The organism is Streptomyces sp. NBC_00247 (genome assembly GCF_036188265.1).
Taxonomy (GTDB): domain Bacteria; phylum Actinomycetota; class Actinomycetes; order Streptomycetales; family Streptomycetaceae; genus Streptomyces.
Genome location: NZ_CP108093.1, coordinates 7,291,740 through 7,314,571 on the forward strand (window position 1 = coordinate 7,291,740; position 22,832 = coordinate 7,314,571).

Genomic DNA, 22,832 nt, shown 5'->3' on the forward strand with positions numbered 1-22,832 from the left:
GGGACGTGGCTCCGCGGCGGGCTGTTGCAGGACTCTAGGAGTTGTTGATGTGAGCCCGCTGGCGACGACGGTGCTGATATCCGTTCAGTCAACCCACGAACGGTTGGCCCGCACGTCCTGGTGTGCTGGACGTGCGGGCCACTCAGGGCGCACTGGCTACTCGGCCCAGTGCATGCCCCAGCCCTCCCAGAATGACGCGGGTGCAGTGCTGAGGATGCGTCGGATGGCAGCGATCATGATGATTCCACCTCCTCTCGGGTGTTGTAGGGATGTCAGCGAGTGGGGTCTCGCTGAAGTTCGAAGGCGCGGGGAACGGCGCTGTCTGTGACATGGGGGCGCATGGTGGCGCGGTGGACCGAAAGGCGGCTGCCGTTGGTCAGGGCGGTCAGGGCTTCGGTGATCAGGGTGTGTGCGACCGCGGCGCCGGCACAGGTGAAGGGTCCGGCACTGAAGGGCAGGTAGGGGCCGTGCTCCCCGGCTTCACCCCAGCGTTCAGGTCGGAACTCCCCGGGCTTGCTCCAGTGCTGCTGGTCGTGGTGGAGCAAGTAAGGACTGACGGAGAGAACGGTGCCGGGCTGGAACGCGGTCCCGCCGTACTCGGCAGTCTGGGGAACGCGGCGACCTACCATCCAGACGACCGGGCGGTGGCGGGCCGCTTCACGCGCCATCCAGTCCGTAGGCCACGGCCACGACGAGCCCGGCCGATGGTGCACACACGCCTGAAGCAGCGCCCACGCCACCGCGTAGCCGACGGTTCCCACGATCGAACGGGCCAGCAGCAAATACGCCGACGCCGCACCCTGGTCGGTGACCTCAGCGGGGCACGCGCCAAGGACCGCGTCCAGTACGTCCCGCGGCGGGCCCGGGGGGATGCCTTCGGCCCGACGTTGCGCGACGTGTTCGATCGCCGCGGCCCTCCGTTTGGGACGCAGCATCTCTGCCCGCACTCGGTTGCGCATGTGGGGTGAGCGCATCATGCCGATCTGCACGTTCCGCTCCTGCAGCCGGCGCAACGTGGGCGCGGCAGCGGGGTACAAGAGGAGGCTGGCCGTGGCTCGCTGGACAAGTTCGAGACCAGTGCGGGGCCATGCACTGACGACAGGCAGTTCAGCTACCGCCCGGGCCATGGCCTCGCGATAGGCGGGGAGGTAATCGCGCACCGTGTTGCGCACCGCTCGGCCGACGCCGATCTGGGTATCCCGAGAAGGGAGCATGTCCCCGAAGAAGCCTGCCATCCCGCTGTTGAAGACCGGGTCACGCAGCACCGTCATCGCCAGGTCCGTGTCACGCACACACCAGGCGCCCCACGGGAGGCGGAACACGTCGGTCGGACTGCGGCGGGCGAAATCCTCGACGAACCCCAAAGGGTCCCGCCGGAACCGGCTCATCTCTCTCACGCTCACCGCAGGTCCTTCCCCCGAGGGCCGACACAGGGCGGCATGCCGCCCCAGTGGTCGATCACTTCATGTCATCGACACATACAGAGCGTGACAGCACGGGACCGGTGCGCGGAAGACTCACCAAAGATCACCACCCGGACGAGGGGCACATCACGACCCAAACCCAAAGCTCGCCGCGCCAAGAGGTACAACAGCGCACAAGACAGCGGCCTGCCGATTTCACCTCCGAGTGGCCGCTCCCAAGACCCGATAGGAACGCGCCCCGGCTGCCCGCGCCCAAGCCGCCGTACGGCCAGCGACGCCCGGAGGTAGCGCCACCACACGTGTTGCGTTCGGAACACGGCCTTCATCCGGCGCTGAGCTGCGCGAACCTGCCAGACTCGATCTCATGCAACAGGCCCGAGCCCCAGAGAACCCGCTGTGCTCTTCATGCCGCGCTCAGCTCCCGGACCGGAAGCCCTCGACGGTCTGAGCGAGCCCAGGCCCGCCACTCACCGTGCAGCTGATCGTTCAACGCGGCGGCCTTGTCCGGGCTGAGTACCTCGCCGTACCGCACTGCTCATCCAGTATTCCTCCGGAACGATGACGACGACGAATACGGCGGCGGTTACCGGGAGCACCCAGAGCGGGCCTGGAAGGCGGAAGGCTGGCTGTCCACGACGCAGGAGGGCACCGTGCGCTGCGTCCGGCACCGCGCACCCTCGCTCCGAGTACGAACGTCTGGACCGCCTGGAGGCACCCCGACCCGGCTGCCGGAGGGTGCAACACCGCATCGCGTTTCACCCCTGACCTGCCAGTTCGCGCGCTTCCCAGCTTCCAGGAGCGGTGTTGCACCACCGCGTTGCAGTCACCACGTACGAGACCCCGGGCCCTGATAGCAGGCCCGAGGTCTCGTACGGCGGCGGGGGAGCCGTCAGAAGTCGTCTCCGTAGCCGTCCCGGTCGGAGGGCGGTCCGAGTCGCTGGATGAGATCACAGGTGCAGGTTCCGCCCTCGTACAGTTCCCCGTCGCACTCTTCGTGGTGCTCGCGCACCGCCCGCTTCGCCGGGGACGCCGCCTGCGCGGGCTGCGGGGGCTGCGGGGGCTGCGGGGGCTGCGGGGGCTGCGGGGCGGGCGGCTCCGGGGCGCCGGCCTCGGCGGCCGGGGCCGGGCCCGCCCACTCCATGCCGAGCGCGGCGAGGGCGGCGCGCTGCTCCGTGGTGAGCTTGTCGCGTCTCGACTTGGTGTTCGACAGCCACACCCCCAGTTTCACCGGCACCGTCTGGCCGTCGACTACGACGTCCACCACCGCGCCGCGCGGGACGGGCCGCTGCCCTTCCTCCACCCACTGCGCCAGGGCTGCCAGGCCCCGCTGGAACGCCTGCTCCGCCTTGCTCCCCGCCCTCTTCGGGCCCTTGAGTGCGGCGGCCAGCGCCGGACGGAGCTCCGCCGGGGCGATGGCCACGGGGAGGGGCGCGCCCCGCACGCCCAGCGCCTCCAGGCGCTCGCGCTGCTCGGGCATCAGCTGCGCCCACGTGCCGGGTTCCTGCTGCCGCCACCGCCACGTCCCGATGTCGTCGCCCTCGAACGTGATGCCGGGCGCGATGTAGGGCAGGTGGCCGTCGGCGTCGACCAGGTCGGCGAGCGCCCGGTAGTGGCGCTGCCAGCTCAGCGGCCACGGGCAGTTCCAGTCCGGGTCGACCGCCGCCAGCTGCTCCGCGCGCTCCGCCGCACGCTTCGGGTCCTTCCCCAGGCCGCCCTTGCGGCGCAGGTTGGCCATGTGCTGCCCGATGGGCACCATCGCCTCCCCTTCACCCCACACTGCGTCCTGACGCGGCGCGAGGTGCCCGGTGGCCCGCCGGTACGACCGCAGGGCGGCCAGCTTGGCCTCCCACGCCTCTTCACCCGGCTCCCAGAGCATCCCGGCCTCCGGGGCATCCAGCAGCGTCTTGCGCCGCTCCTCGAGTTCGCCGGCGCGCAAGGCCTTGCGCTGCTGGTGCACCCACCGCCCCAGAGGGAAGTCCTTCGTGACGCCGACCTCGACCTCCACGTCGTACGGGACGGCGAAGACGCCGGTGATGCCGTTCTCCGCCCGCCAGCGGATGAGGGCCTGGTAGCCCTCCAGCCACACCAGGGACTCCGGCCGGTACACCCGTGTACGGAGGAACGCCGCGATGGTGGCGGCGTCGCGCGGGCTGGAGAAGTGCAGCAGGGTCGCTTCGGCGGCGGCCTGCGTGTCGTCGTCCTCCTGGTCCTCGCCCTCGCCCGCGCCGCCGGCCCCGACGATCCGCCCCTCCTCATCGCGCTGGACGTGGACCTTGCGCTTGCCGCTGGTGAGCGCGCGGGAGGCGAGCTGCTCGACCAGGCGCTCGTCGTGGCTGCGCAGGCCCTGGAGGACCGCCACGAGCGGCCTGAAGCTCGCGGAGGCCACCATGTCCGTCGGGTCCTCGTTGGGCTCCAGGAAGACCGGCACGATGATCCTGGCGACCTTCGTGCTGCCGTCGCGGTTGAGCCGGAGCGCGCGGCCGATGTTCTGCACGATCTCCACCTGGGAGCCGCGGGTGTCCGCGAAGCAGACGGCTTCCACGCCCCGCTCGCCCGTGATGTCGACGCCTTCCCCGAGGACGCGAACGCTGGCGAGGAACGCCCGGTGGACCCGGCGTCCGGCCGCGTCGATGCCGTTGGCGAACTGGTGCAGCGCCTCGCGGCGTTCGGCGACGAGGTGGTCGCCGCACAGCCACGCGGACCAGACACGGTCCGGGGGTACGTGGCGGCCGGCCTCCAGCTCGTAGAACTCCGCGTCGATGGAGGAGGCGGGGAGCTTGTCGGCGGCGGCCAGGTCGGCGTCGGAGGCGTCGTTCATGTACAGCGCGGCCGCGGTCTCGGGCAGCTTGTCCGCGAATGCGCGGGCCTCTTCGACCTTCTGGTGGAACGTCATGACCGTACGCAGGTTGTACGCCGCGGCGTGCTCCAGGAGCGCGGTCTGCAACAGGGCCAGGCGCCGGCCGCGCCGGGCTTCCTCCGACTCCCCGAGGACGGGGGAGGGGTCGCGGATTTCCAGGACGTCGATCTCGAACCCGGCGAGGATCTCCCGCTCGATCGCCTCGCTCAGCCCGAGCTCCGCGAGCCACGCGCCGTACGTGCCGTCCGGGTCGTCGGCCATGCTCGCGATCTCCGCCTCCTGGCCGCCGTTGCCCCTCTGCGGGCTGGCCGCGGCGAGGATGCGCGGGGTCGCGGTGAGGTAGAGCCGGAAGTCCGCCGGGATCCGGGCGTTGTCATGGATCGCCGCCCACGGACGGCCAAGATCACCAGCAGTTCCGTGGGCCTCATCCACGATCGCGAGGTCGAACCCGTCCATGCGCTGCCCGTACAACCGCTCTCCGCCCGCGAGCGCGGACTCCAGCGGCCCGCGAACCTTCCGCTGCTCCGCAGGTGCGGTGATGTCCTCACGGTCCACGAGAGAGGCGTACGTGGCGAACACGACAACCGGCCCGTGCCCGGCCCACAGCGCGAGCTGGATCGGGTTCGTGGTGGTCTGTACCCCGAGCTCGTTCAGCACCGCGTCGTTCTCCAGGGAGCACACCGCGACCATGGGGGCCCGGTGGCCCACCGCCCGCCACGCCTGGGCGGTCTGCGCGAGCAGGTCCAGCGTGGGCACGGTCACGAGGATCCGGCCGTCCGCGAACGACTCCAGCGCGCACGCGGCGGCCGTGATCGTCTTGCCCGACCCGGTCGCGGACACGATCGTGCCCCGGGCACCCTGCGGGGGCACCGATGACCTTGCAGGGAAGCCCACCCACTTCCGGAAGGCCGCTTTCTGGTCTGCCTGGTGTTCGCGGAGCCTGATCACTTCAGGCTCCTTGAGAGGTGGCCGGCGGCTGGGGTGCGGTTGGTTCGGGGCTTGGTGCTGGTTGTTGCTTGCGGCGCCGGCGTAGTTCTCGCTGGGCTTGGGCGCGGGCACATTCGCGGGTGCAGTACTTGATGCCGCTGGTGCGGTACTGGCCGTATTCGGCGCGGCCGCGCTGGCGTACGAAAGGGCGCCGGCAGGTCTCGTTCGCGCATTCGCGGACGGTGGCGCCTTCGGCCATGTGGTTGTAGAGCTGGAGGAAGGCCACGGAGTAGATGGTGGGGTGGCGGTCGGCGAGGCCGCCGATGCCGATGCTGAACGGTCGCAGGGCTGCCTGCATCGCGCCTCTCAGCTGGCTGAGCCGGGTCCACAGGAGGTATTCGGTGAGCACATCGAAGTCTTGTGGCCAACCGTCGTCCCGGTGGGCGTTGTCGGCTCGGAGCTGGGCCAGCCGGGCTTCGGTGGTCTCGGGGGCGATGAGCCCGTCGAGGCCTCCTTCGCGGCAGCAGGCGAGCCAGGTCGTGACAGCTGTCTGGGCTTCCCGGACGTAGATCTTGAGGAGGTCTCGGTGCATGCCGGACCCCCCTGTGCCGCCGTTGTCACGTTCTGCGAGTTCCTCCAGCTCGCGCTCTTCGTCCTCGCTCCAGTCGGCTGCGGCAAGGCCTGTGCCGAAGTCGCAGAACATCCCGTAGGTGCCGATCCAGCCGGCCAGGGTCGGCAGATCGTCGGGATCGAGTTCCATCAGTTCACGCAGGTAGAAGTCATCGGGAAGTGCGGCCGACTCCCGCACTGCGCGCGGGTCCCGGAGGTCCCACAGGATCCAGTCTCCGTCGACGCGGACACCGGGGACCGGTTCCAGCGGTGGCGCCGGAACCGGCGCCCCCGGCCAGAGCGTGGGACGAAAGCGTGGGTCAACGTATGCCGCCATGGCCGCATCCTAACCCCTACGGTGGTAGCACGAAGCACTCTCGCTTCGTACCACTATTCGCGCTGTGGGATCCAAGGGAGAGCAGTGCCGACCTGGCCGGAACGCAAGGACATCGGGGACCGACACGAGAGCCGGGTCATGCAGGCTCTGCAGGCCCGCGGATGGACGGTGCAGCCCTGCGGCCAGGGCATCTACCCCGCCCCGATCCAGGACGCGCTGCGCCGCACCCGCTCCACTCTGCGGCAGTTCCCCGACCTCATCGCCGCCCGCGGAGCCGACCTCGTCACCATCGACGCCAAGGAGCGCATGCCCAGCACCTGCAGCGACCGCTACGCGATCAGCACCGCCACCGTGAACGCCGGCCTGCTCTTCACCGCCGCCCACGCCCCCACACCGCTCTACTACGTCCTGGGCGACATGAACGTCCTCACGCCCGCAGAAGTCCTCCACTACACCGCGCACGCCCTGCGACACCGGAGCGGTGCCTACTATCTCGTCAGCAGCCACCAAGCCCACGCATTCGACGACGTCTTCGGCCCGAAGGCATCGCGCGTGGCCCGAGCTGCCGACACGCGGCGCTGGTAACGGACGACCCGACTGGAACGACTGGCTCTCCCACCTCGACCAGATCTACACCACCGTCCGTGTCCGCCGGATCCTGGAGACCCGGGGCTCCGGACGGCCCCCGTACCAACACATCCCCGCGGTACCGGCCCTGTGGACCGGACAGACCTACCGCGCCCTTCGCGCACGGCGGCCTGGGAACTCCTCCGGCACCACACACCCGAAGAGACCGACACGGCACAACGGACGTCGCCCACGGCCGGACTGGCCACCCGCCTGGGCGGACACACCGTCCGCGACCTGGCCCGCCACCTGCTCGCACTCGCACGGAAGGGCCTGCAGGCCCGTATCCACGACGGACTCGAACAACCCGGAGCACTCACCTTCCTCGACCCGCTCGACGAGATCCTGGACACCAACGAGACATTCGCCGAACAGGCCGCACGCCACTGGCGAACGACCTACCGCAGCGACCCCGCCCGCTACATCAAGGCTCACCGGGCCCCGCCCGCCACGTGAAGCAGAGCAGCGGACCGCGGGCCGGAGCGGCTGAAGTGCCCCTGACCGACCGAAGGGCCTTTGCCCCGGCCCCCGCACCGTGACGGTGCAGGGGCGGGTGCCGTTACGGTAACGGGCGCGTCATCACGACCTGACCGTCGATCGTTCGAAATCGGCGGCCGGGAAGCGTGCACGGCCGCACGGCCTGTCGTGGGGGTGACGCGCGGAGCCTGTGATCGTTTAAGGGGCGCTGCGGCGAATGGTCGCAGCGCTCCTTCTCGCTGCCCGGTCGGTGCAGCGGGTATCGAAAGGCGTGGTGGACGATGGCCAACCGAAAGAAGTCCCTGGTCGCGGTAGCGGTTGCCGTGGGGGTCTGTGCCGGTGTTCTCATCGGCAGCCCGGCTGGTGCGCAGGACCGGAAAGTCTCCTTCCTCAACAAGCTCACGTCGGAGTTTCTCGGAACTGACGACTATGAGCACTTGGTCGCCGGCCAGGACGGGTCCGTCGGGTGGGTACTGAAGACGCCGCCGGGGGCGGCAGCCGGGGTGTACCAGATCGAGTTCAACGGTTCCGCCGCGTGTCTCAAGGCGGAGGCTGCGGACGACGTCCGCCTGGCGCCCTGTGCGGCCAACCCCGGCAAGCCGCAGAGGTGGAAGGTGAACCTCACGCCGGGCAGCTACGACACGATCGAGAGCAGGATGTACCCGGGGCAGGTACTCACCAACGTCGATGGCTCCGTGGTGCTCCGGCCAATCGTGGCGGAGGAAGACGGGCAGAAGTGGACTGCCGTCCAACAGGCCTGATCCGACGGATGCGAGAAGACCTGTCCCCGGGCTGCCAGGCGATGGAGGCTCCCGGCGACTGGGGCGCGGGCCGGGGCGCGCAACAGACGATGGCCAAAGGCCGTGGGTTCGAGTTTTCTGAAGTGGGCTCGAAGCCGAACTCGCGGGTAAAGCGTGGGTGACGGTAGCTGGCCGGGCCGGGGTTCGTCCGTGCCCGCCCAACCGAGGGGTGCGCAGGGCCGGGCGGCGGGTGCGATGAAGTGCGGAGGCGGAAACGGTCGGTCTCGGGCTTTCCTGTAATCAGACGAGGCCAGGAGGCGCGTAGGTGATGCCGCGGTCTGGGGTGGGTGTCGCGGGCGAGGGCCACGACCTTCCAGATTGCGGCGGGAAGGCCAGCCCGGGGCCGTCGCATGCCTTGCCTGGGGAAGCCGCGGGCGCCTCGCTCACGTTCGGTGATTGAGCGGCCCGCGGTGCAGACGGTGCCCCGGGACAGACCTGCCGGAGTTGACCCACCTCGTCGGCGCTTCGATGCCCTGGTCGTTGACCTGTCACGCGTACGGGCGGTCCTGCGGCTGTGCGGCACCCTGAGCCTGGAGACTTCGGGTATGTCGAACTTCCCGAGCGGAAACTTCCCGGGCGGCGACCTTCGGGTTTGATTACTCAGAGCATTAGCGATATGACGTAGAGTCATGATCTCGACTCGCTTTGCGCGACATATCGCCCTGGCCACGACGTTCACCGCTGCCGCCCTGATGAGCACGGCTCCCGCGTCGGCGGAAACAACGGCACAGGAGAAGAGCCTGACCCTCACCACGGTGAATGACTATCGCGCCAAGTACCAGGCGCGGCCTCTCACCTGGAGCGACGAACTCACTCCGGCCACGGAGCAGCACGCGAAGGACTGCAAGTTCAAGCACTCGAACGCCAGCAACGGCTACGGCGAGACCCTTCACGCAGAGACAGCGACAGACAACCAGACCGCCATCAAAAGTGCCTTCCGTACCTGGATGGCCGAGTCGGACCGGTACAACTACGGCAACCCCGGCTTCAGTGCGCAGACAGGAAACTTCACACAGGTGGTGTGGCAGAGCACCACGCAGATCAGCCTCGCCGTCGCCCAGTGTCCGGCCGGCAGCATCCTTCCCGAAGCCTCCACCTACGTCGTGGCACGCTACACCCCGGCAGGCAACCAGTTGCACAAGTTCCCCTACAACGTCGGCCGGCCTCGCTGAGGGCTGAGCGAACCCGCAACATCCACACCGCCCACCGAGCCCCGCTCGGCGGGCGGTACAGCTCAGGGCCAGGAGTGGTCTCCTGGTTTCTGCTCGGCCCCTTGCCTCGGTGGCGGTCCCGCGTTGCGGAGGCTGTGTTCGATAAGGCCGGGCTGGTCGATGGTGCCGGTGTAGCGCAGGGCAGCGACGGAGAGTCCGAAGAGGTCGCAGATGCGGCGGGGCTCGCCGCAGGTGGCCTCGGCTTCGTGGAGGAGGCGGTCCTCGCGGAGCCGGCTGGTGGGCATGCCGAGGACGTCGTTGATCCAGACGTGGCTGACGAGCTCGACACCGCAGCCGGTGGTCTGGGAGAGGAACAGGTGGGGGTTGGCGGTGCGGGGCCAGCGGCGGTTGCGGTAGTCCAGGTACGCCGCCAGGCGAATACGCACCGGGTCGGCGAGCAGGACGGTCCGGCCGGGCAGGAACAGCCGCCCGTCGCGCAGGTCGGTGGTCTTCAGCCTGCACAGTTGCCCGGAGCTGAGCGCGTGGAAGACGGCCAGGGCCGCCAAGGCGGCCCGCGGCACGTGCTGTTCGCCGAGGTTTTCACGGAGGGCGTCGACCTCGAAGGGCAGGGGGCTGGTGGGGGTCGGCGTGCCGCAGAAGATCCGGGCGGTGGGGTCGGTGAAGATGATCCGCCGGTTCTTCAGTGGCCACAGGATGTGCCGCAGGCCCTGGAGCATGTCGACGCGCGGGGTTCCGCTGTCCGGCAGGATGGCGAGGACGTCGTCACGGGTAATGGACCGCAGCGAGTCCTTGCCCTGTGCCGCCCATGCCCGCAGGGCGGGCAGCGCGTTCGTCACCATCCGCTGAATCCACCGGTGCGGTCGCGCCTTGACGCGCGGCGCGGTGGTGCTGCCGGACAGTCTCAGTTCGAACCAGATGGTGAGTACGCCAAGGGCGCCGCCCGGGACGCGGGCGGGGAGTGAGGTCCGGTGTGCCCATCACGGTCCGCTGTACCGGTGCCCCCGGTTTGGTCGGTCTGCTAAGGGATTGCAGATCATCAAGGTGTTGCTTCCCGACCTGGGGCTCGTTGGTCTGGTATGCGCATCCCGGACGAGACCCGTGACCAACTCTTCGCAAAGTTCGCGGTGTTGTTCCCACATCTGGACGAGCGGCAGCGACGGCTGCTGATAGGAACCGAGGCCCGGCTGCTGGGGCATGGTGGCATCCGCGCTGTCGCCCGGGCGGCCCAGGTCAGCGAGACGACGGTCCGCAACGGCGTGTTCGAGCTGGAATCCGGAGAGGAGCCGTTGGGGCGGGTCCGGCGTCCCGGCGGAGGACGCAAACGGGTCGCCGATCTGGATCCGGGGCTGCGGCCGGCACTACTGGCGCTGGTCGAGCCCGAGGAGAGAGGCGACCCGATGTCGCCGCTGCGGTGGACGGTGAAATCGACCCGTACGCTCGCTGCGGAGCTGGCCCGGGCCGGGCACCGGATCAGCGCCGATACCGTGGGCGACCTGCTGCGGCAGGAAGGCTTCAGTCTTCAGGCCAACGCGAAGAAGCTCGAGGGCAGTCAGCATCCGGACCGGGACGCCCAGTTCCGCTACCTCAACGAGCAGGCCCGCAACTACCGGGACGCCGGCCAGCCGGTCATCAGCGTGGACACCAAGAAGAAGGAGCTCGTCGGCGTCTTCAAGAACAGCGGCCGCCAGTGGCGTCCTACCGGCGAGCCTGTCCCGGTCAGCGTCCACGACTTCGCCGACCCGCAGCTGGGCAAAGCCGTCCCCTACGGGATCTACGATCTGACCGCGAACACCGGCTGGGTCAACGTCGGCACCGATCACGACACCGCCGCGTTCGCAGTGGAATCGATCCGCCGCTGGTGGCACGGCCAGGGCCAGGCTGCCTACCCGCGGGCGACACGGCTGCTGATCACCGCCGACGCCGGCGGATCCAACGGCTACCGCACCCGGTCCTGGAAGCTCGAGCTGGCCCAACTCGCAGCTGAAACCGGGCTGACGATCACCGTGTGTCACCTACCACCAGGCACATCGAAGTGGAACAAGATCGAGCACCGGCTCTTCTCGCACATCACCATGAACTGGAACGGCCGCCCGCTGACCAGTCACGAAGTCATCGTGCAGTCGATCGCCGCGACCACCACCCGCACCGGACTGCGCGTGAGAGCCGAACTCGACACCAACACCTACCCGACCGGAGTCCGCATCAAAGACGCGGCAATGGCCGCCCTACCGCTGACCCGGCACGCGTTCCAGGGCGCCTGGAACTACGCACTGCACCCCCAACCATCACCGGGAATCCCGGCGGCCCGGGCCCCGAAGACGCCGGACCCGGAGTGGGACCAGGCCCTGCTCTCCGATTCAGCACTGACCGGGATGACCCGCCAGCAACTGAACGACCTCACCGAGACCCTGGCCCCGGACGGGGATACCCGGCGCGGTCGGCCGCCTCGGCTGGCCTTCGCCGACCAGGTCCTGGCCACCGTGCTCCACCTGCGGGACGCCCTGGCCGCAGAACCCCTCGCCGTGCTGTTCGGCACCAGCCGCACCGCGATGCACCGCACCCTCCTGAAGAACCGGCGACTGCTCGAGGCACACGGCATCACCATCCCACCGGCGACAACCCCACCCACGGCCCTCGCCGCCCTTCAGGACCGGGTCCAGGCACAGACCAGCGAGGACAACAAGATCAAGACGACGTGTTAATGATCTGCAAGCCCTAAGAGCTCGTAACACGATCTTGTTGATGTTGGCTGGTGGGGCGTAACCGGTGTGACGATTCGGCTGTTCGTGAGGATGTGAGTACCCGACCGTGGATCGTGGACGATGAGTTGTGGGTTCTGATCGAGCCGTTGCTGCCGCCGTGGCCGGAGCGGTCTCCGGGGCCGAGGCCGGTGTCGGATCGACTCTGCCTCCAGGGCATCCTGTTCGTCCTCTACAACGACATATCCTGGCAACTCCTGCCCCTGGAACTCCGGTTCGGCTCGGGGCAGACCTGCTGGCGTCGGCTGGACCGGTGGCAGAAGGCAGGAGTCTTCGACCAGTTGCATCGGGTCCTGCTTGCGGAGCTGAACGCGGCCGGCGAACTCGACTGGTCACGTGCGTGTGTGGACGGTTCCCACATCCGCGCGAAAAAGGGGCGCCGACACCGGTCCGTCGCCGGTCGACCGGCGGAAGACGGGCAGCAAGCACCACCTGATCTGCGACGGACGCGGCACCCCGCTCAAGGTCATCACGACCGCAGCCAACGTCAACGACGTCACCCAGACCCTGGCCCTGGTCGACGGCATCCCACCCGTCGCAGGCCGACCCGGCCGGCCCCGCCGACGGCCAGAGGCCCTGCTCGGCGACAAAGGGTACGACTCCAACGCTCACCGCGACGAGCTCCGTCGCCGACGAATCTTGCCCGTCATCTCTCGCAAGGGATCACCGAACATCAAGGGCATCGGCAAGCTGCGATACGTCGTCGAGCAGACCTTCGCCCTGCTCCACCACTTCAAACGACTCGCCGTCCGCTGGGAACGCCGCACCGAACTCCACGACGCCTTCGTCTCCCTCGCCTGCAGCCTCATCTGCTACCGACGCCTCAAGAAGACCCGACCATGATCGTGTTACGAGCTCTAAGGGCTGTCCCGCAATTCGTGGTGGATCAGTGCGCGGCGTCAGATGCGGTGCATCGCAAGGCGGAGGGGCGTCCGCATACTGGATGTATGTGGACGTTCCGACAACGCGGCGAGGTGCCGTAGCTGTCGTCGCGCACCCGCCAGGAATTGCGGGACAGCCCTTAGGAGAGCTGAACGCTTTCGACGACCGGGCCCTTCACTCCGTTGTGGCCTGGTACTCGACCGTCTGGCCTTCTTCCAGGTGATCCAAGTTGATGTTGTCGAACGAGGAGTGGTCGAACCAGACGTCCGCGCCGCCATCGTCCGGCGTGATGTAGCCGAAGCCCTTCTCGGGGTGGTACGACTTCACTTTCCCTGACGCCATGAGACTGTTCCCTTCTCGGATGATTGGATTCGCCCGGCCGCCCCTGCCGGGCGGCGGAAGCGTCCCGCTTCGGGTGACCTTCGGGCCGGGCGCCTCCGCGACGGCGTCTTCTCCAACAACCGGCCCCCGGGCTCCGGCACCCTCGCCCCGGGGGTAGGTGCCCCGATTGCGGCAGGTTGGGTGGGGTGGGGGCCTGTTGGTGGTCCGGGCGCCGAGGCGTGCGGGGCTGGTCGTGGCTGCGGTGAGTTGGTGCCGGAGTCAGGTTCTGGCAAGGCGTCGCGCAGGCCGGTGTGTGGACGGCATGGAGGGCATCCTCGATGCTGGTGCGGGCCGCGTAGCGCTGTCGGCCAGCCGGGCCGAACGGCACAGCTGGGCGGCCGTACGGACGGCTGGCGGATCGTGGGCCGCGCCTTGGCGCTGGGCCACTGGCGCTGCCAGGCCGCACGTGACCGCTCTGTGCTTTCACAGGGAGGCGCCTTTGCTGGACGCAGTTCCGGGGTGAGGTCCGATGCCGGAGCCGGGCGTTCGCACCGGACCGGTGCTGTCCCGGGCGGCCTGAGCAGGACTCTGCGGGTCCAACCCGTTTCGGCGGGCCGGGCCCTGGATCTCGATATGCCACGGCTCTGGGGCTGGCCCCGGTGGCACACGGGCCCAAGCGGGAGGGGCGGCAGTCTCCCGAAAGGTGCCCCAGGGCTGCTGGCGGACCGTTGTGGTGGCCGGTTCTCTCGGAGGGCGGAGCGCATTTCCGACGTGGTCGGCGATGGAGGACAGGACGACGCAGTCCCCGGTACGCGGGCACATGTGTGCCCCGCTGTGCCCGTGTTGGGTCCGGCTTGCGGATGGGCAGTACGTCAGCGCCGGGGGCGGCGGATGCCGTTTCCGAGGGCTGGAGGGGATCATGGCTGAACGTCTGCTCGCTCCGCACGAGGCGGCCATCCATACGGCCGGTGTGCGGGTCGTTCTGCAGAGCACGGTCGAGGGCGCCCTGGACGAGGAGGCTCTCGCCCAGGCACTCGCCCACCTGTACGCGGGCTGTCCCTTGCTGGGAGCGCGCATCGTCCCAGACCGAGACGGTCGGGCTGTCGTCCGTACCGGGGAGGTCGGCCGCGGCCCGGTCCTGGGGCGCGGTGCGGATTTCGAAGAGGAGATCAACGCACCCCAGCTCTGGGAGGAGGACCCGCTGCTGCGGATGACCCTGCTGCGGGAGCCGGGGCGTACCCGGGTGGTGCTGACCCTGCCGCGGGCGTTCGTCGACGGAATGAGCTACCTGGACCTCCACCACCGGCTGTGGGACATCTACAGCGCACTGGCCACGGGGCACCCGCTTCCCCCGCTCCCGCAGTTCCCGGTGCTCGGGCCTTCGCTCGACGACCTGCTCGCCGCCCGGTTCACCCCTGAAGGGCTGAGGGACTTCGTGGCCGCGCGGGCACGCCTCGACGCGCAAGAACCTCCCGCACTTGTGCCTGCACTGGCCTCCCACGAGGGCGGCCCCGGCCCTCACCCTGCCTTCCGCCTGATCGGCATCGATACCGGTGCCGACCACAGCGCACGCCTGGCCCAGGCGGCCCGCGACGCATCGCTCACCCTCAACTCCCTGGTCTCCGGAGTCCTGCTGACCAGCCTGCACTCCCTGCTCCCGCCTGCACCGGGACCGCGGCCGGTGCTGTGCACGACCGCGGTGGACATGCGACGCCGGCTCTCCCCGCCTCTGCCCGCCGGCCTCCTGCAGTCCGCCGCCACCACGGCCACCCTGCGCCTGCGGATCGGGGAGACGGACCACCCCGCCACGGTCGGCCAGGAGGTCGCCGCACAGTTGCGGGCGGCACTGGACAGCGGGGATGCGGCACGGGAGCTTGCCGCGTTCCCGTACATGCTCGACCAGCACCCGCCCAGCCTCGTCATCACCAACGTCGGCACCATCACCGCCCCTGCAGTGGTCGGCGGACTGCATGTCACCGGTGTGCGTCTGGCCCCGCTCGGACACGTCCCCGTGATCTTCGCCGTTGTCAGCCGCTACCAGGGCCGCTTGGCCGTCGACCTCTCCTACAGCACCGCCTGGTACACCGACCAGCAGATCCAGAAGTTCGCCCGCCGAGTATCGGCCGGAATGGAGAACCTCTTGAGGACGGCTTAGGCGAGGACGAGAGGGCCGTCCGGACTTCCCCCGTCATGGCCGCCGGCCCCCACCGCACAGGTGAGCAAGGGAAAGGGGCGACCGGTCGGCAGGGTTCTTTCAGCTGGGTTCGACAAGTCCCGCGTAGTCGCAGGTCAGCTTGATCGAGTCGAAGAGCAGCCCGGGCGAGCAGCGTCCGATGGTGTGCCTGCGTGAGCCGGCCGGCGCGTCGGCGGGTGCGTCGGCGGAGAGGGTTGCGTCGGCGCTGTGTGGTGCGGGGTCGGCGGCCATGACAGGGGAAGCGAATCCCGTGGTGGCGGTGGCCGTGAGCATCGAAGCGATAAGGATCTTCTTGAGCACAGGGGAACCTTTCGGAGGTGATATTTGGTGTCTCCAACGGATCCGGGCGTCGGAAGTCACGAACACGGCGGGTGACCAGGAAGCTGATGCCCGCGCGGGGAACGTGTCGGGCGACTTGACGTAGCACTTCGCTGGGGAGACTGTCCGGGTTCCGGCGCTGTCCGGGCGTCAGGAACAGGTCCGGGGAAACGAGCTCTGCGGCGGGCTGTCGTGGTGCTTTCCGGGCGTCCGAGAGCCACCGGGGTACGAGTCGGTGACGGCGTGCGCGACCGGTCCGGGGGAAACGGTTCTGTCGGGAAAAACGGGTCGGACGTGGTCGAGTTGGCTTCGTCCCGGCCGTGTGCGTGTGAGGAACCTGGCCGGAACCCGGAGCCCGGCCAGGTGCCCCGGAGCTGCCCCAGGAAGGAAGCACATCATGCCGAGGGGAACGGTGAAGTGGTACAACGCGGAGAAGGGCTACGGAGCCATCGACCCGGACGACGGCGGTGCTGAGGTGTTCGTCCACCACTCTGCGATCAACGGTTCCGGCTTCCGCGACCTCGACGAGGGCCAGGCCGTCGAGTTCGAGGTCACCAACGGGCCCAAGGGCCCGGAGGCCGAGAACGTGACAAGCGCCTGACAGCTTTCTGGTACCGGCTGGCGAGGAACCGGACTACTGCTCGCGGGGTCCGTCGCCGGAGCTCGGCCACCCGGTGCTGTGCGCGGCCCTGGGCCGCGCACAGCACACGAGGATGGGACCTCGGGAAACGCGGGAGCCGCGAGCGTGACACTGGGCGGTCTGGTGACCGCCTCCGGCGCCGCCCGCGGCGCTCGCAGTGCGACGTGAGGCCCGCACCGGCACCCCGAAGTGTCACGGAGCAGTCCCGCGTCGTCAGGAACGAGGGTCCGGCGGGGGCTGGTCTTCCGAGGCCGCGGAACCCCGGGCGAGCGAACGGGCGTGGTGGTGTGGTGCGTGCGGTACGGGCCCGTCGTCGCCCGGCAGTCTCCGAACTCCCGCTACAGCGGCTCCCTGGCCACCTACGAAACCGGCGACACCTTCGATCACCAGGCAGGCGCCGCATTCGCCTACGTATGGTCGCTTTCCCCTGGCCCGGCCATGACCGGCCCATCAGCTTCGCCAACGACGAGAACCGGTTCCAGCAAACCGCCCAGTTCCCCGCCGAGGGCCCGACCGGCTGACGCGGCACCCTCACCGGCTGGCCCGGGGAGAGCAGGCGCCCGGGCCTGAAGCGGATGCCCCACGCGGACGGTGTGGCCTTCCGCTCCGGCCCAGAACCGAGTTGGTTCCGCGCGGGGGGGGGAAACGCTCCTGCCCGGGGTGGTTGTTGTGGGGTGGTCGGGTTGGTTCCGCCGTGCGGATGTGTGACGGCGCGCGGCGGTCCGGCCCGGGTCCCGGTGGAGGGTGACCGGGGAATTCCAGCAGTGCCTGAAGGGAAACGTCAGGCGACGGGAACGGTGAAGTGGTTCAACGCGGAGAAGGGCTACGGGGCCATTAACCCGGACGACGGCGGTGCGGAGGTGTACGTCCACTACTCGGCGGTCAACGGTTTCGGGTTCCGCAATCTGGATGAGGGCCAGGCGGTCGAGTTCGAAGTGACCAACGGGCCCAAGGGCCCCGAGGCGGAGAACGTCACCAGCGCCTGAGTCTTTGGGCCCACGGCCCCCGGCGGGGGCCTTGGGCCGCTCGGGTACTGCCCGTCCTGTCTCTGAACGGCAGCCCCGCCCGGACACTCGATCACACCCGACGGCCCGGATTGTGGTGCCCCATCGTTCGGTGATGACAGTGGTCCGTTGAACGCGCCGGCTACCCGTGTACCGCCCGAGCCCGGGCAGAAAGTGACGGGGCGTTACCCGCCCGCCGGACAAGTCGTTGACTGGTGCATGAACAAGTTTTTCTCTGCTCGACTTGCGGCGGTCGGCGGGGCGATGGCCTTGGCCGTCGCATTGCCTGCCGCTCCGGCCTCCGCCGAGAATTCCATCGAGATCACCACTGTCGGCCCGGCCGAGCTGACAGTGGACTACGCCTGCGATGCCTCGGCAGGAGTCGTCGAAATCAAGGCGATGGTGGGCGATGTCAACGCAGACAGCCCGTCAGCCACCGGAACTCAGACTGACGTCACGTGCGAAGGCTCTCGCCACTCCGCCACGATCGCTCTCGACGGTGAGCAGCTATCAGCAGGGCAGACCGTGCAAGTGCGCGTTGCACTGGTCGACGGTGACGGCAATGTCGTCACAGGGCAGGCCAGAATGGTCACCCTCGGGTAGTGCCAGCATCAGAGCCACGCCACCCGTCCTCGGTTCCTCCGACGCCAAGCCGATCGCGGCGTTCCGTGGCCATATGCGAAGTGTTCCGGTCGCCGACGGTGTGGTGGCGAGGCGATCGTGCACAGCGCGATGTGGCGAGGCGCGACCACAGAGTCGTGACCGAACGCGAACGTGGTTCCGCGCGACAAATTCACGCTCGGAGGTCACATGCCGATGGCATCGCGAGCACGGCTCAGACTGTGAGCCTTGCTCGCGGGCAGCTGAAGTGCCGCTGCAACCGCCCATTCTGGCCGTGACAACGCATCCCGCCGGCCTCACCACTGGAACGGGATCGGAGAGCCGCACCGAGTGCACCGGCCCGGTCGTTGGGCATCGGGCGGTGCCCGTCCGGGGGTGCCGGGGAAGGGTGGGGGTGTGCCGGTGGTGGAAGCGGTCGAGGAAGCGGTCGGTTGGTTCGAGACCTATCTGTGCCGGCCTCATGAGGGTGTGGGGCGGCCCGGGGCGGTGTGCCCGTTCATGGTCCCGGCCCTGCGCGCCGACGGTGTACGGGTCCACGTGTTCCACGGTGGTGCGGGCCTGGACGGTCTGCTGTCCGCGGTCGACGCCATGGTCGAGGTCCTGCGGGGCGATGGGTGGCCGACGTCCAACCGCGCTCTGCACGCCGTAGTCGCCGTCCTGCCCGACCTTCCCCAGGCCGACGAAGAGCTCCTGGACCACGTGCAGGAGAAGGTCAGGACACCTCTGGCCCGGGAGGGGATGATGCTCGGCCAGTTCCATTCCCCGTGCGAGCAGGGTGCCGCGCGCAACCCCGGGTTCCCGGTGTCCCGTTCCCCGATCCCGATGCTGGCGCTGCGCTGGATGGCTCTGCACGATGTCCTGTTCGTCCACGACGACCCGGACCGGTTCGTCGCCTATGAGGAGCGGTTCGGGACCGTCTACCGCTCCGGGCGCACCGTGGACCCGCTGTTCACCCGCCTCTACCAGCAGGCACACCGCTAGGAGTGCAGGTGCCGTACCCGACAAGGTCAGGAACCCAGGTCGCTGAGGGTCTGGGCGAGGTCCCGGGCTGTGGGCCGGTCCCGGGGCGAGTTCAGCAGGGCCGGCTGGAGAACGGCTTGGAGCTCGGGCCATGGTGCCGCGGTCCGCAGGGGGATGCAGCCGGTGGCGATCTGGGTGCGGAGCTGGTCCGAGGTCAGGTGCTCGGTTGTGATGCCGGCGGCCGGGTAGTCCAGGGGCCAGGTTCCGGTGACGCAGGTCCACAGGGTGGCGGCCAGGGTGTAGACGTCGGCTGCCCTGCCTGCGTCCAGAGGCATGTCGCCTGCGCCGCGCAGCGCCAGCTCCGGCGGCACGAGGTGGTCGATGCCCACCCCCGTCACCGGTGGCGGCCGCATCCCCTCCCGCCAGCTCCAGGCCAGGTCGATCAGACGGACACCACCACCAGTGTGGATCCCGTGGTCCGGCTGGAGATCGGCGTGGACCCAGCCCATGTCGTGCAGAGCGGCGACCGTCCGGCACAGCTCCACCGCCGCGCCGAGTCCCGCCCGCCGCCCCGTACCGTTCTCCCGGCACGAGGTGAAGGCATCCCACGTGGAGGGCCCTTCGAACCACCGCGCTACCAACCACGCACTGCCCGGCCCCAGGCCCGCGGCGAGCAGATGCCCGGACCACCCCAGCGCCCGGAGAACCTCCGCCTCCCGCGACACGGCTGCCGCGCCGTCGCCGGTGCCGATCTTCACGGCAGCTCTCCCGCCGGCACTCGTGGCCTCCCACACCACCGCACCCCGGCGGGATGTCACCTTCCGCAACCGGAAGCCGCCCCCGCAGCGGGCCTCGACCACCGCAAGGGCCTCTGCGTGTCCGGACGGAAACTGCCCCATCACTCGGACTCTCCTCCATTGCGTTCGGCCCGTCGGTCGCGAATGCCGTTCCGGGTCCCCGCGGCAGCGTGTGCGCCGACCCGTGGGGTGCGCCCGCGTTCGTCGGCGCCAGATGATGCCCGGAACTCCGCTTCGAGTGGTGCTCTTTCGGTCATGGCCGGGTCAGGGGGAGGGACCATACGTAGGCGAAGGCGGCGCCTGCCTGGTGATCAAAGGTGTCGCCGGTTTCGTAGGTGGCCAGGGATCCGCTGTAGCGGGAGCTGGGGGAGTGCCGGGCGACAACGCTGTGCGAGCCTTTGAACAGCTCCAGGGTGATGTCGCCGGTCATGGCGGTCTGGAGGCTGGAGACGAAGGCGTCCAGGGCGCGGCGCAGGTCGGTGAACCAGTAGCCGTAGTAGACGAGTTCGGCGTAGCGCAGGGCCATGGCCTGTTTGTGGTGGAGTGTTTCGCGGTCGAGGACGATCGCTTCGAGTTCCTGGTGCGCGGTCATCAGCACGGTTGCGGCGGGCGCTTCGTAGATGCCGCGGGTCTTGAAGCCGACGATGCGGTTCTCGACGATGTCGACGCGGCCTACTCCGTGCCGTGCGGCGACGGCGTTGAGCCGGTGCACGAGCTCGGGAAGGGGGAGCCTCTGCCCGTTGAGGGCGACGGGGGTCCCGGACTCGAACCCGATGGTGACTTGCTCCGGGTGGTCCGGGGCTGTCTTGGGGTCGGCGGTGAGCTGCCAGGCACGTTCCGGTGGTGGCCGGCCGATGTCGTCCAGTTCGCCGCACTCGATGCTGGTGCCCCAGATGTTGGTGTCGATGCTGTAAGGGCTGTCGGGGGTGACCGGCACCTGGATGCTGTGTTCCCGGGCGTAGTCGAGCTCCGACTCCCGGGTGGTCAGTTCCCAGTCGATGACGGGTGCCAAGACCCGCAGATCGGGATCGAGAGCGGTGACACTGGTGAAGAAGCGCACCTGGTCGTTGCCCTTGCCCGTCGCCCCGTGGGCGACCGCGTCCGCCCCCTCCGCATGGGCGATCTCGACCATCCGCTGAGCGATCAGCGGACGCGAGAGAGGCGCGGCCACCAGGTACTTGTTCTCGTAACGGGCATGGGCCCGCAGCGCGGGTAGCGCGAAGTCCTTCAGGAAACGATCGGTGAGCGGCTCGACATACACCTTCGAGGCGCCGGTGCGCAGCGCCCGTTCCTCGATCGTGTCCAGGGACTCGATCTGGCCGATGTCCGCGCAGAACGCGATGATCTCGGCGTCGTACCGCTCCTTGAGCCAGTGCAGGGCCACGGAGGTGTCCAGACCTCCTGAATAGGCGAGCACGATCTTCATGAGCCCTCCAGAGATGACGCCGGGCAAGGGGGCGACGCCGGTGGCATCCACCGCCTGCAGCGTCCAGGACGCTCCGCACAGACCACGGAACCCCTCCTGGAGTCTGTCCATCCCGCACGCACCGCATCCCCGCCCCGGGGTCCACAACCTCACGAGAGCCGCCACTCGCTGCGGGACTCCAAACCGCCGCTCTGCTGGCAGCGGAGGACGGCTCCGACATACTCGGCAGGCCGACGGGGCCGGGGCACTCGTCACCCGGTGGGCAGTGACATGTAGTCACCGGGGGGTGAAGATCGGCGCCATGTCCCGGCACGACCCGCCTCCGCCTTGTCGGCCCGAAGCGCCGGGGCAGCGGATCAGCTCCGTCGAGTCCCATGCGGGCGGCAGGGTTGCTCAGCCCAGGGGCGGCCTTCCGGGGAGCCACTTCTGCTCGTTCAGGTCGTGGCCGGCGGGCCGGAGGCCGACGATGCCCGCGTCGTTGTGGAGGACATGCCCGGGGTACTGCCGGCTCTCGATCGCCCGCGCCCTGCCCGACAGGTCCACCTTCCACCTCTGCGGCTTGCCGGGGTTGGCCGCGCAGTCCGCCATCTGCACATCGTCCTGGGCGACGGCCTTGACGCACCTCTTGGTCCCGTCCAGCTGGATCTGGTAGACCCCGGCCGCTGCACCCGGAGGTGAGATCAGTACCCAGTCCTGGTCCGCACCGTTGTACTTCCCGGTGAGCAGCACATCGCCGTCCGCGGTGAGGAACAGCCCGTCCGCCACGTTCTCGATGGCGACCCGGCCGGCGGCACTGGCCGGCGTAGCGGTGAAGACGCCAGCCCCGATCGTCAGGGCCGCTACCACTGCCGCCGCGGTACAGGACTTCTTCAGGTTGGCCATCGTGCCCACCGTGCCTCTCTGGGAAGGGGTTCCACTGAGACCGCCCCACCGAACTGGTTGGACGGCAGTAGCCAGCGAACCCGGTACCGAGATGCCCTCACCGCAATCACCCGATCGTGGGCGGGGGCCATGATCCAGACGAACCGTCCTCATGCCGGGTGGCGGCCTCGACGCCGAGAACCTCGCGCACTACGCCGAGCGTGAGGACACCGATCCCCCCATCCCGGGCCCAACCCGACACCCGGGGCGGGCGGGCACGGGCCCGTCTTCCTGCCCGGACCTGGGTGAGGCGGCGGGACCAGACCGTGCTCCCTCCAGGGTCTGTCGAACCGCCGTCAGCCTGTGCTCCCGCGTTGGCGCGGCTTCGTGTCCGTAAGGGTGCGGTGTCGTTGATCGGGTGCGGCCGGGCTCTCCCCGGCGCGGTGGGACGAGGGCGCCGGGAGTCGGGGCCGGACAGAGGGAGAACATGGTGGATTCGCAGGCGCAGGGACCCAGCCGTATCGGCCGTACGAGTGCACGGGCAGCTGTTCTGGGGGCGGTGGCCGGTGTGGCTCTGCTGCCGGCGGGTGCCGCCCAGGCGAACGTCGTCGGTGTCGGGAACGCCGCGTTCGGCAACACCTGCATCGCCCAGGGCGGTGCGCAGAACGCCGGCGCGACCGTGGCCGGCAGCGGGGCGGTGAGTGGCAACCACATCGGGCTGCCGCTGCATCTGGGACGCAACCAGTGCGGCAACAGCGGCATCGTCTGCACGGTCCTGTTCCGCCCGGCCGAGTGACGAACACGGTGGCCGGCACTCAG

At 69.3% G+C, this 22,832-nt stretch carries 21 protein-coding genes; 12 read left to right on the plus strand and 9 right to left on the minus strand.

What is annotated here, in order from left to right; genetic code table 11:
* Positions 1–272 precede the first annotated feature (272 nt).
* From OHT52_RS31160 to OHT52_RS31170, 3 genes are all read right to left on the minus strand, one after another.
* Positions 273–1,403, minus strand: a complete 1,131-nt coding sequence (locus OHT52_RS31160) for a cytochrome P450 (protein ID WP_234437556.1) — start codon at positions 1,401–1,403, stop codon at positions 273–275.
* Between the two features lie 910 nt (positions 1,404–2,313).
* Positions 2,314–5,229 (minus strand): DEAD/DEAH box helicase, encoded by a 2,916-nt coding sequence (locus OHT52_RS31165; protein ID WP_328723524.1) that lies wholly within the window; start codon positions 5,227–5,229, stop codon positions 2,314–2,316.
* 1 nt (position 5,230) lies between these two features.
* The gene (locus OHT52_RS31170) at positions 5,231–6,154 is read right to left on the minus strand and encodes a hypothetical protein (protein WP_328723525.1); all 924 of its coding nucleotides are present in this window, start codon (positions 6,152–6,154) and stop codon (positions 5,231–5,233) included.
* A gap of 84 nt (positions 6,155–6,238) precedes the next feature.
* On the opposite strand from OHT52_RS31170, the gene OHT52_RS31175 reads away from it, so the two are divergent.
* The 4 genes from OHT52_RS31175 (at position 6,239) to OHT52_RS31190 (ending at position 9,230) form a co-directional block, all read left to right on the plus strand.
* On the plus strand, positions 6,239–6,739 hold the full coding sequence (locus OHT52_RS31175; protein WP_328723526.1) for a hypothetical protein: 501 nt from the start codon (positions 6,239–6,241) through the stop codon (positions 6,737–6,739).
* Between the two features lie 132 nt (positions 6,740–6,871).
* On the plus strand, positions 6,872–7,237 hold the full coding sequence (locus tag OHT52_RS31180) for a hypothetical protein (protein ID WP_328723527.1): 366 nt from the start codon (positions 6,872–6,874) through the stop codon (positions 7,235–7,237).
* Positions 7,238–7,539: 302 nt separating this feature from the next.
* Entirely contained in the window at positions 7,540–8,019 is a 480-nt protein-coding gene (locus OHT52_RS31185) for a hypothetical protein (RefSeq protein WP_328723528.1), read from the plus strand.
* A gap of 668 nt (positions 8,020–8,687) precedes the next feature.
* Positions 8,688–9,230 (plus strand): CAP domain-containing protein, encoded by a 543-nt coding sequence (locus OHT52_RS31190; protein ID WP_328723529.1) that lies wholly within the window; start codon positions 8,688–8,690, stop codon positions 9,228–9,230.
* Between the two features lie 62 nt (positions 9,231–9,292).
* Here the strand turns inward: OHT52_RS31190 and OHT52_RS31195 are convergent, their stop codons facing one another.
* Positions 9,293–10,069 carry a hypothetical protein gene (locus OHT52_RS31195; RefSeq protein WP_328723530.1) on the minus strand — a complete coding sequence of 259 codons (777 nt, stop codon included), beginning with the start codon at positions 10,067–10,069 and terminating at the stop codon, positions 9,293–9,295.
* A 237-nt stretch (positions 10,070–10,306) separates the two neighbouring features.
* On the opposite strand from OHT52_RS31195, the gene OHT52_RS31200 reads away from it, so the two are divergent.
* A complete protein-coding gene (locus tag OHT52_RS31200) occupies positions 10,307–11,932 on the plus strand; it encodes an ISAzo13 family transposase (RefSeq protein ID WP_328723344.1) in 1,626 nt (541 codons plus the stop codon).
* A gap of 110 nt (positions 11,933–12,042) precedes the next feature.
* Positions 12,043–12,832 (plus strand): IS5 family transposase gene (locus tag OHT52_RS31205; RefSeq protein WP_443046828.1). Its coding sequence is split into 2 segments (ribosomal slippage): positions 12,043–12,374 and positions 12,373–12,832, totalling 792 coding nucleotides; the frame shifts between segments, so codons are not numbered across the junction.
* 213 nt (positions 12,833–13,045) lie between these two features.
* Here OHT52_RS31205 and OHT52_RS31210 read toward each other — a convergent pair.
* Positions 13,046–13,213, minus strand: coding sequence for a cold-shock protein (locus OHT52_RS31210; RefSeq protein WP_328723532.1), 168 nt, complete (start codon positions 13,211–13,213; stop codon positions 13,046–13,048).
* 898 nt (positions 13,214–14,111) lie between these two features.
* Between OHT52_RS31210 and OHT52_RS31215 the strand changes: the two genes are divergently transcribed.
* Complete coding sequence (locus OHT52_RS31215; protein WP_328723533.1) at positions 14,112–15,347, plus strand: phthiocerol/phthiodiolone dimycocerosyl transferase family protein; 1,236 nt, start codon at positions 14,112–14,114, stop codon at positions 15,345–15,347.
* 99 nt (positions 15,348–15,446) lie between these two features.
* Here OHT52_RS31215 and OHT52_RS31220 read toward each other — a convergent pair whose 3' ends face one another.
* On the minus strand, positions 15,447–15,686 hold the full coding sequence (locus OHT52_RS31220) for a carbohydrate-binding module family 14 protein (RefSeq protein WP_328723534.1): 240 nt from the start codon (positions 15,684–15,686) through the stop codon (positions 15,447–15,449).
* A 415-nt stretch (positions 15,687–16,101) separates the two neighbouring features.
* Here OHT52_RS31220 and OHT52_RS31225 point away from each other — a divergent pair, with 415 nt between their 5' ends.
* From OHT52_RS31225 to OHT52_RS31240, 4 genes are all read left to right on the plus strand, one after another.
* Positions 16,102–16,305 (plus strand): cold-shock protein, encoded by a 204-nt coding sequence (locus OHT52_RS31225; protein WP_328723535.1) that lies wholly within the window; start codon positions 16,102–16,104, stop codon positions 16,303–16,305.
* An 803-nt stretch (positions 16,306–17,108) separates the two neighbouring features.
* Positions 17,109–17,330: a cold-shock protein gene (locus OHT52_RS31230; protein ID WP_328723536.1), complete on the plus strand. Its 222-nt coding sequence runs from the start codon at positions 17,109–17,111 to the stop codon at positions 17,328–17,330.
* A 237-nt stretch (positions 17,331–17,567) separates the two neighbouring features.
* A complete protein-coding gene (locus OHT52_RS31235; RefSeq protein WP_328723537.1) occupies positions 17,568–17,951 on the plus strand; it encodes a hypothetical protein in 384 nt (127 codons plus the stop codon).
* Between the two features lie 414 nt (positions 17,952–18,365).
* A complete protein-coding gene (locus tag OHT52_RS31240) occupies positions 18,366–18,950 on the plus strand; it encodes a DUF6875 domain-containing protein (protein ID WP_328723538.1) in 585 nt (194 codons plus the stop codon).
* 26 nt (positions 18,951–18,976) lie between these two features.
* Here OHT52_RS31240 and OHT52_RS31245 read toward each other — a convergent pair whose 3' ends face one another.
* The 3 genes from OHT52_RS31245 to OHT52_RS31255 form a co-directional block, all read right to left on the minus strand.
* Positions 18,977–19,687, minus strand: a complete 711-nt coding sequence (locus tag OHT52_RS31245) for a hypothetical protein (protein WP_328723539.1) — start codon at positions 19,685–19,687, stop codon at positions 18,977–18,979.
* A 292-nt stretch (positions 19,688–19,979) separates the two neighbouring features.
* A complete protein-coding gene (locus OHT52_RS31250; RefSeq protein WP_328723540.1) occupies positions 19,980–21,263 on the minus strand; it encodes an argininosuccinate synthase in 1,284 nt (427 codons plus the stop codon).
* A 282-nt stretch (positions 21,264–21,545) separates the two neighbouring features.
* A complete protein-coding gene (locus OHT52_RS31255) occupies positions 21,546–22,034 on the minus strand; it encodes a hypothetical protein (protein ID WP_328723541.1) in 489 nt (162 codons plus the stop codon).
* 466 nt (positions 22,035–22,500) lie between these two features.
* On the opposite strand from OHT52_RS31255, the gene OHT52_RS31260 reads away from it, so the two are divergent.
* Entirely contained in the window at positions 22,501–22,809 is a 309-nt protein-coding gene (locus tag OHT52_RS31260) for a chaplin family protein (RefSeq protein ID WP_328723542.1), read from the plus strand.
* Positions 22,810–22,832: the final 23 nt, after the last annotated feature.

Bases quoted from the DNA above. Each gene is read 5' to 3' on its own strand.
- OHT52_RS31170 (WP_328723525.1), bottom strand. From the start codon at position 6,154: ATGGCGGCATACGTTGACCCACGCTTTCGTCCCACGCTCTGGCCGGGG.
- OHT52_RS31185 (WP_328723528.1), top strand. From the start codon at position 7,540: ATGGCCAACCGAAAGAAGTCCCTGGTCGCGGTAGCGGTTGCCGTGGGG.
- OHT52_RS31190 (WP_328723529.1), top strand. From the start codon at position 8,688: ATGATCTCGACTCGCTTTGCGCGACATATCGCCCTGGCCACGACGTTC.
- OHT52_RS31195 (WP_328723530.1), bottom strand. From the start codon at position 10,069: ATGGTGACGAACGCGCTGCCCGCCCTGCGGGCATGGGCGGCACAGGGC.
- OHT52_RS31200 (WP_328723344.1), top strand. From the start codon at position 10,307: ATGCGCATCCCGGACGAGACCCGTGACCAACTCTTCGCAAAGTTCGCG.
- OHT52_RS31210 (WP_328723532.1), bottom strand. From the start codon at position 13,213: ATGGCGTCAGGGAAAGTGAAGTCGTACCACCCCGAGAAGGGCTTCGGC.
- OHT52_RS31215 (WP_328723533.1), top strand. From the start codon at position 14,112: ATGGCTGAACGTCTGCTCGCTCCGCACGAGGCGGCCATCCATACGGCC.
- OHT52_RS31225 (WP_328723535.1), top strand. From the start codon at position 16,102: ATGCCGAGGGGAACGGTGAAGTGGTACAACGCGGAGAAGGGCTACGGA.
- OHT52_RS31235 (WP_328723537.1), top strand. From the start codon at position 17,568: ATGAACAAGTTTTTCTCTGCTCGACTTGCGGCGGTCGGCGGGGCGATG.
- OHT52_RS31250 (WP_328723540.1), bottom strand. From the start codon at position 21,263: ATGGACAGACTCCAGGAGGGGTTCCGTGGTCTGTGCGGAGCGTCCTGG.
- OHT52_RS31255 (WP_328723541.1), bottom strand. From the start codon at position 22,034: ATGGCCAACCTGAAGAAGTCCTGTACCGCGGCGGCAGTGGTAGCGGCC.
- OHT52_RS31260 (WP_328723542.1), top strand. From the start codon at position 22,501: ATGGTGGATTCGCAGGCGCAGGGACCCAGCCGTATCGGCCGTACGAGT.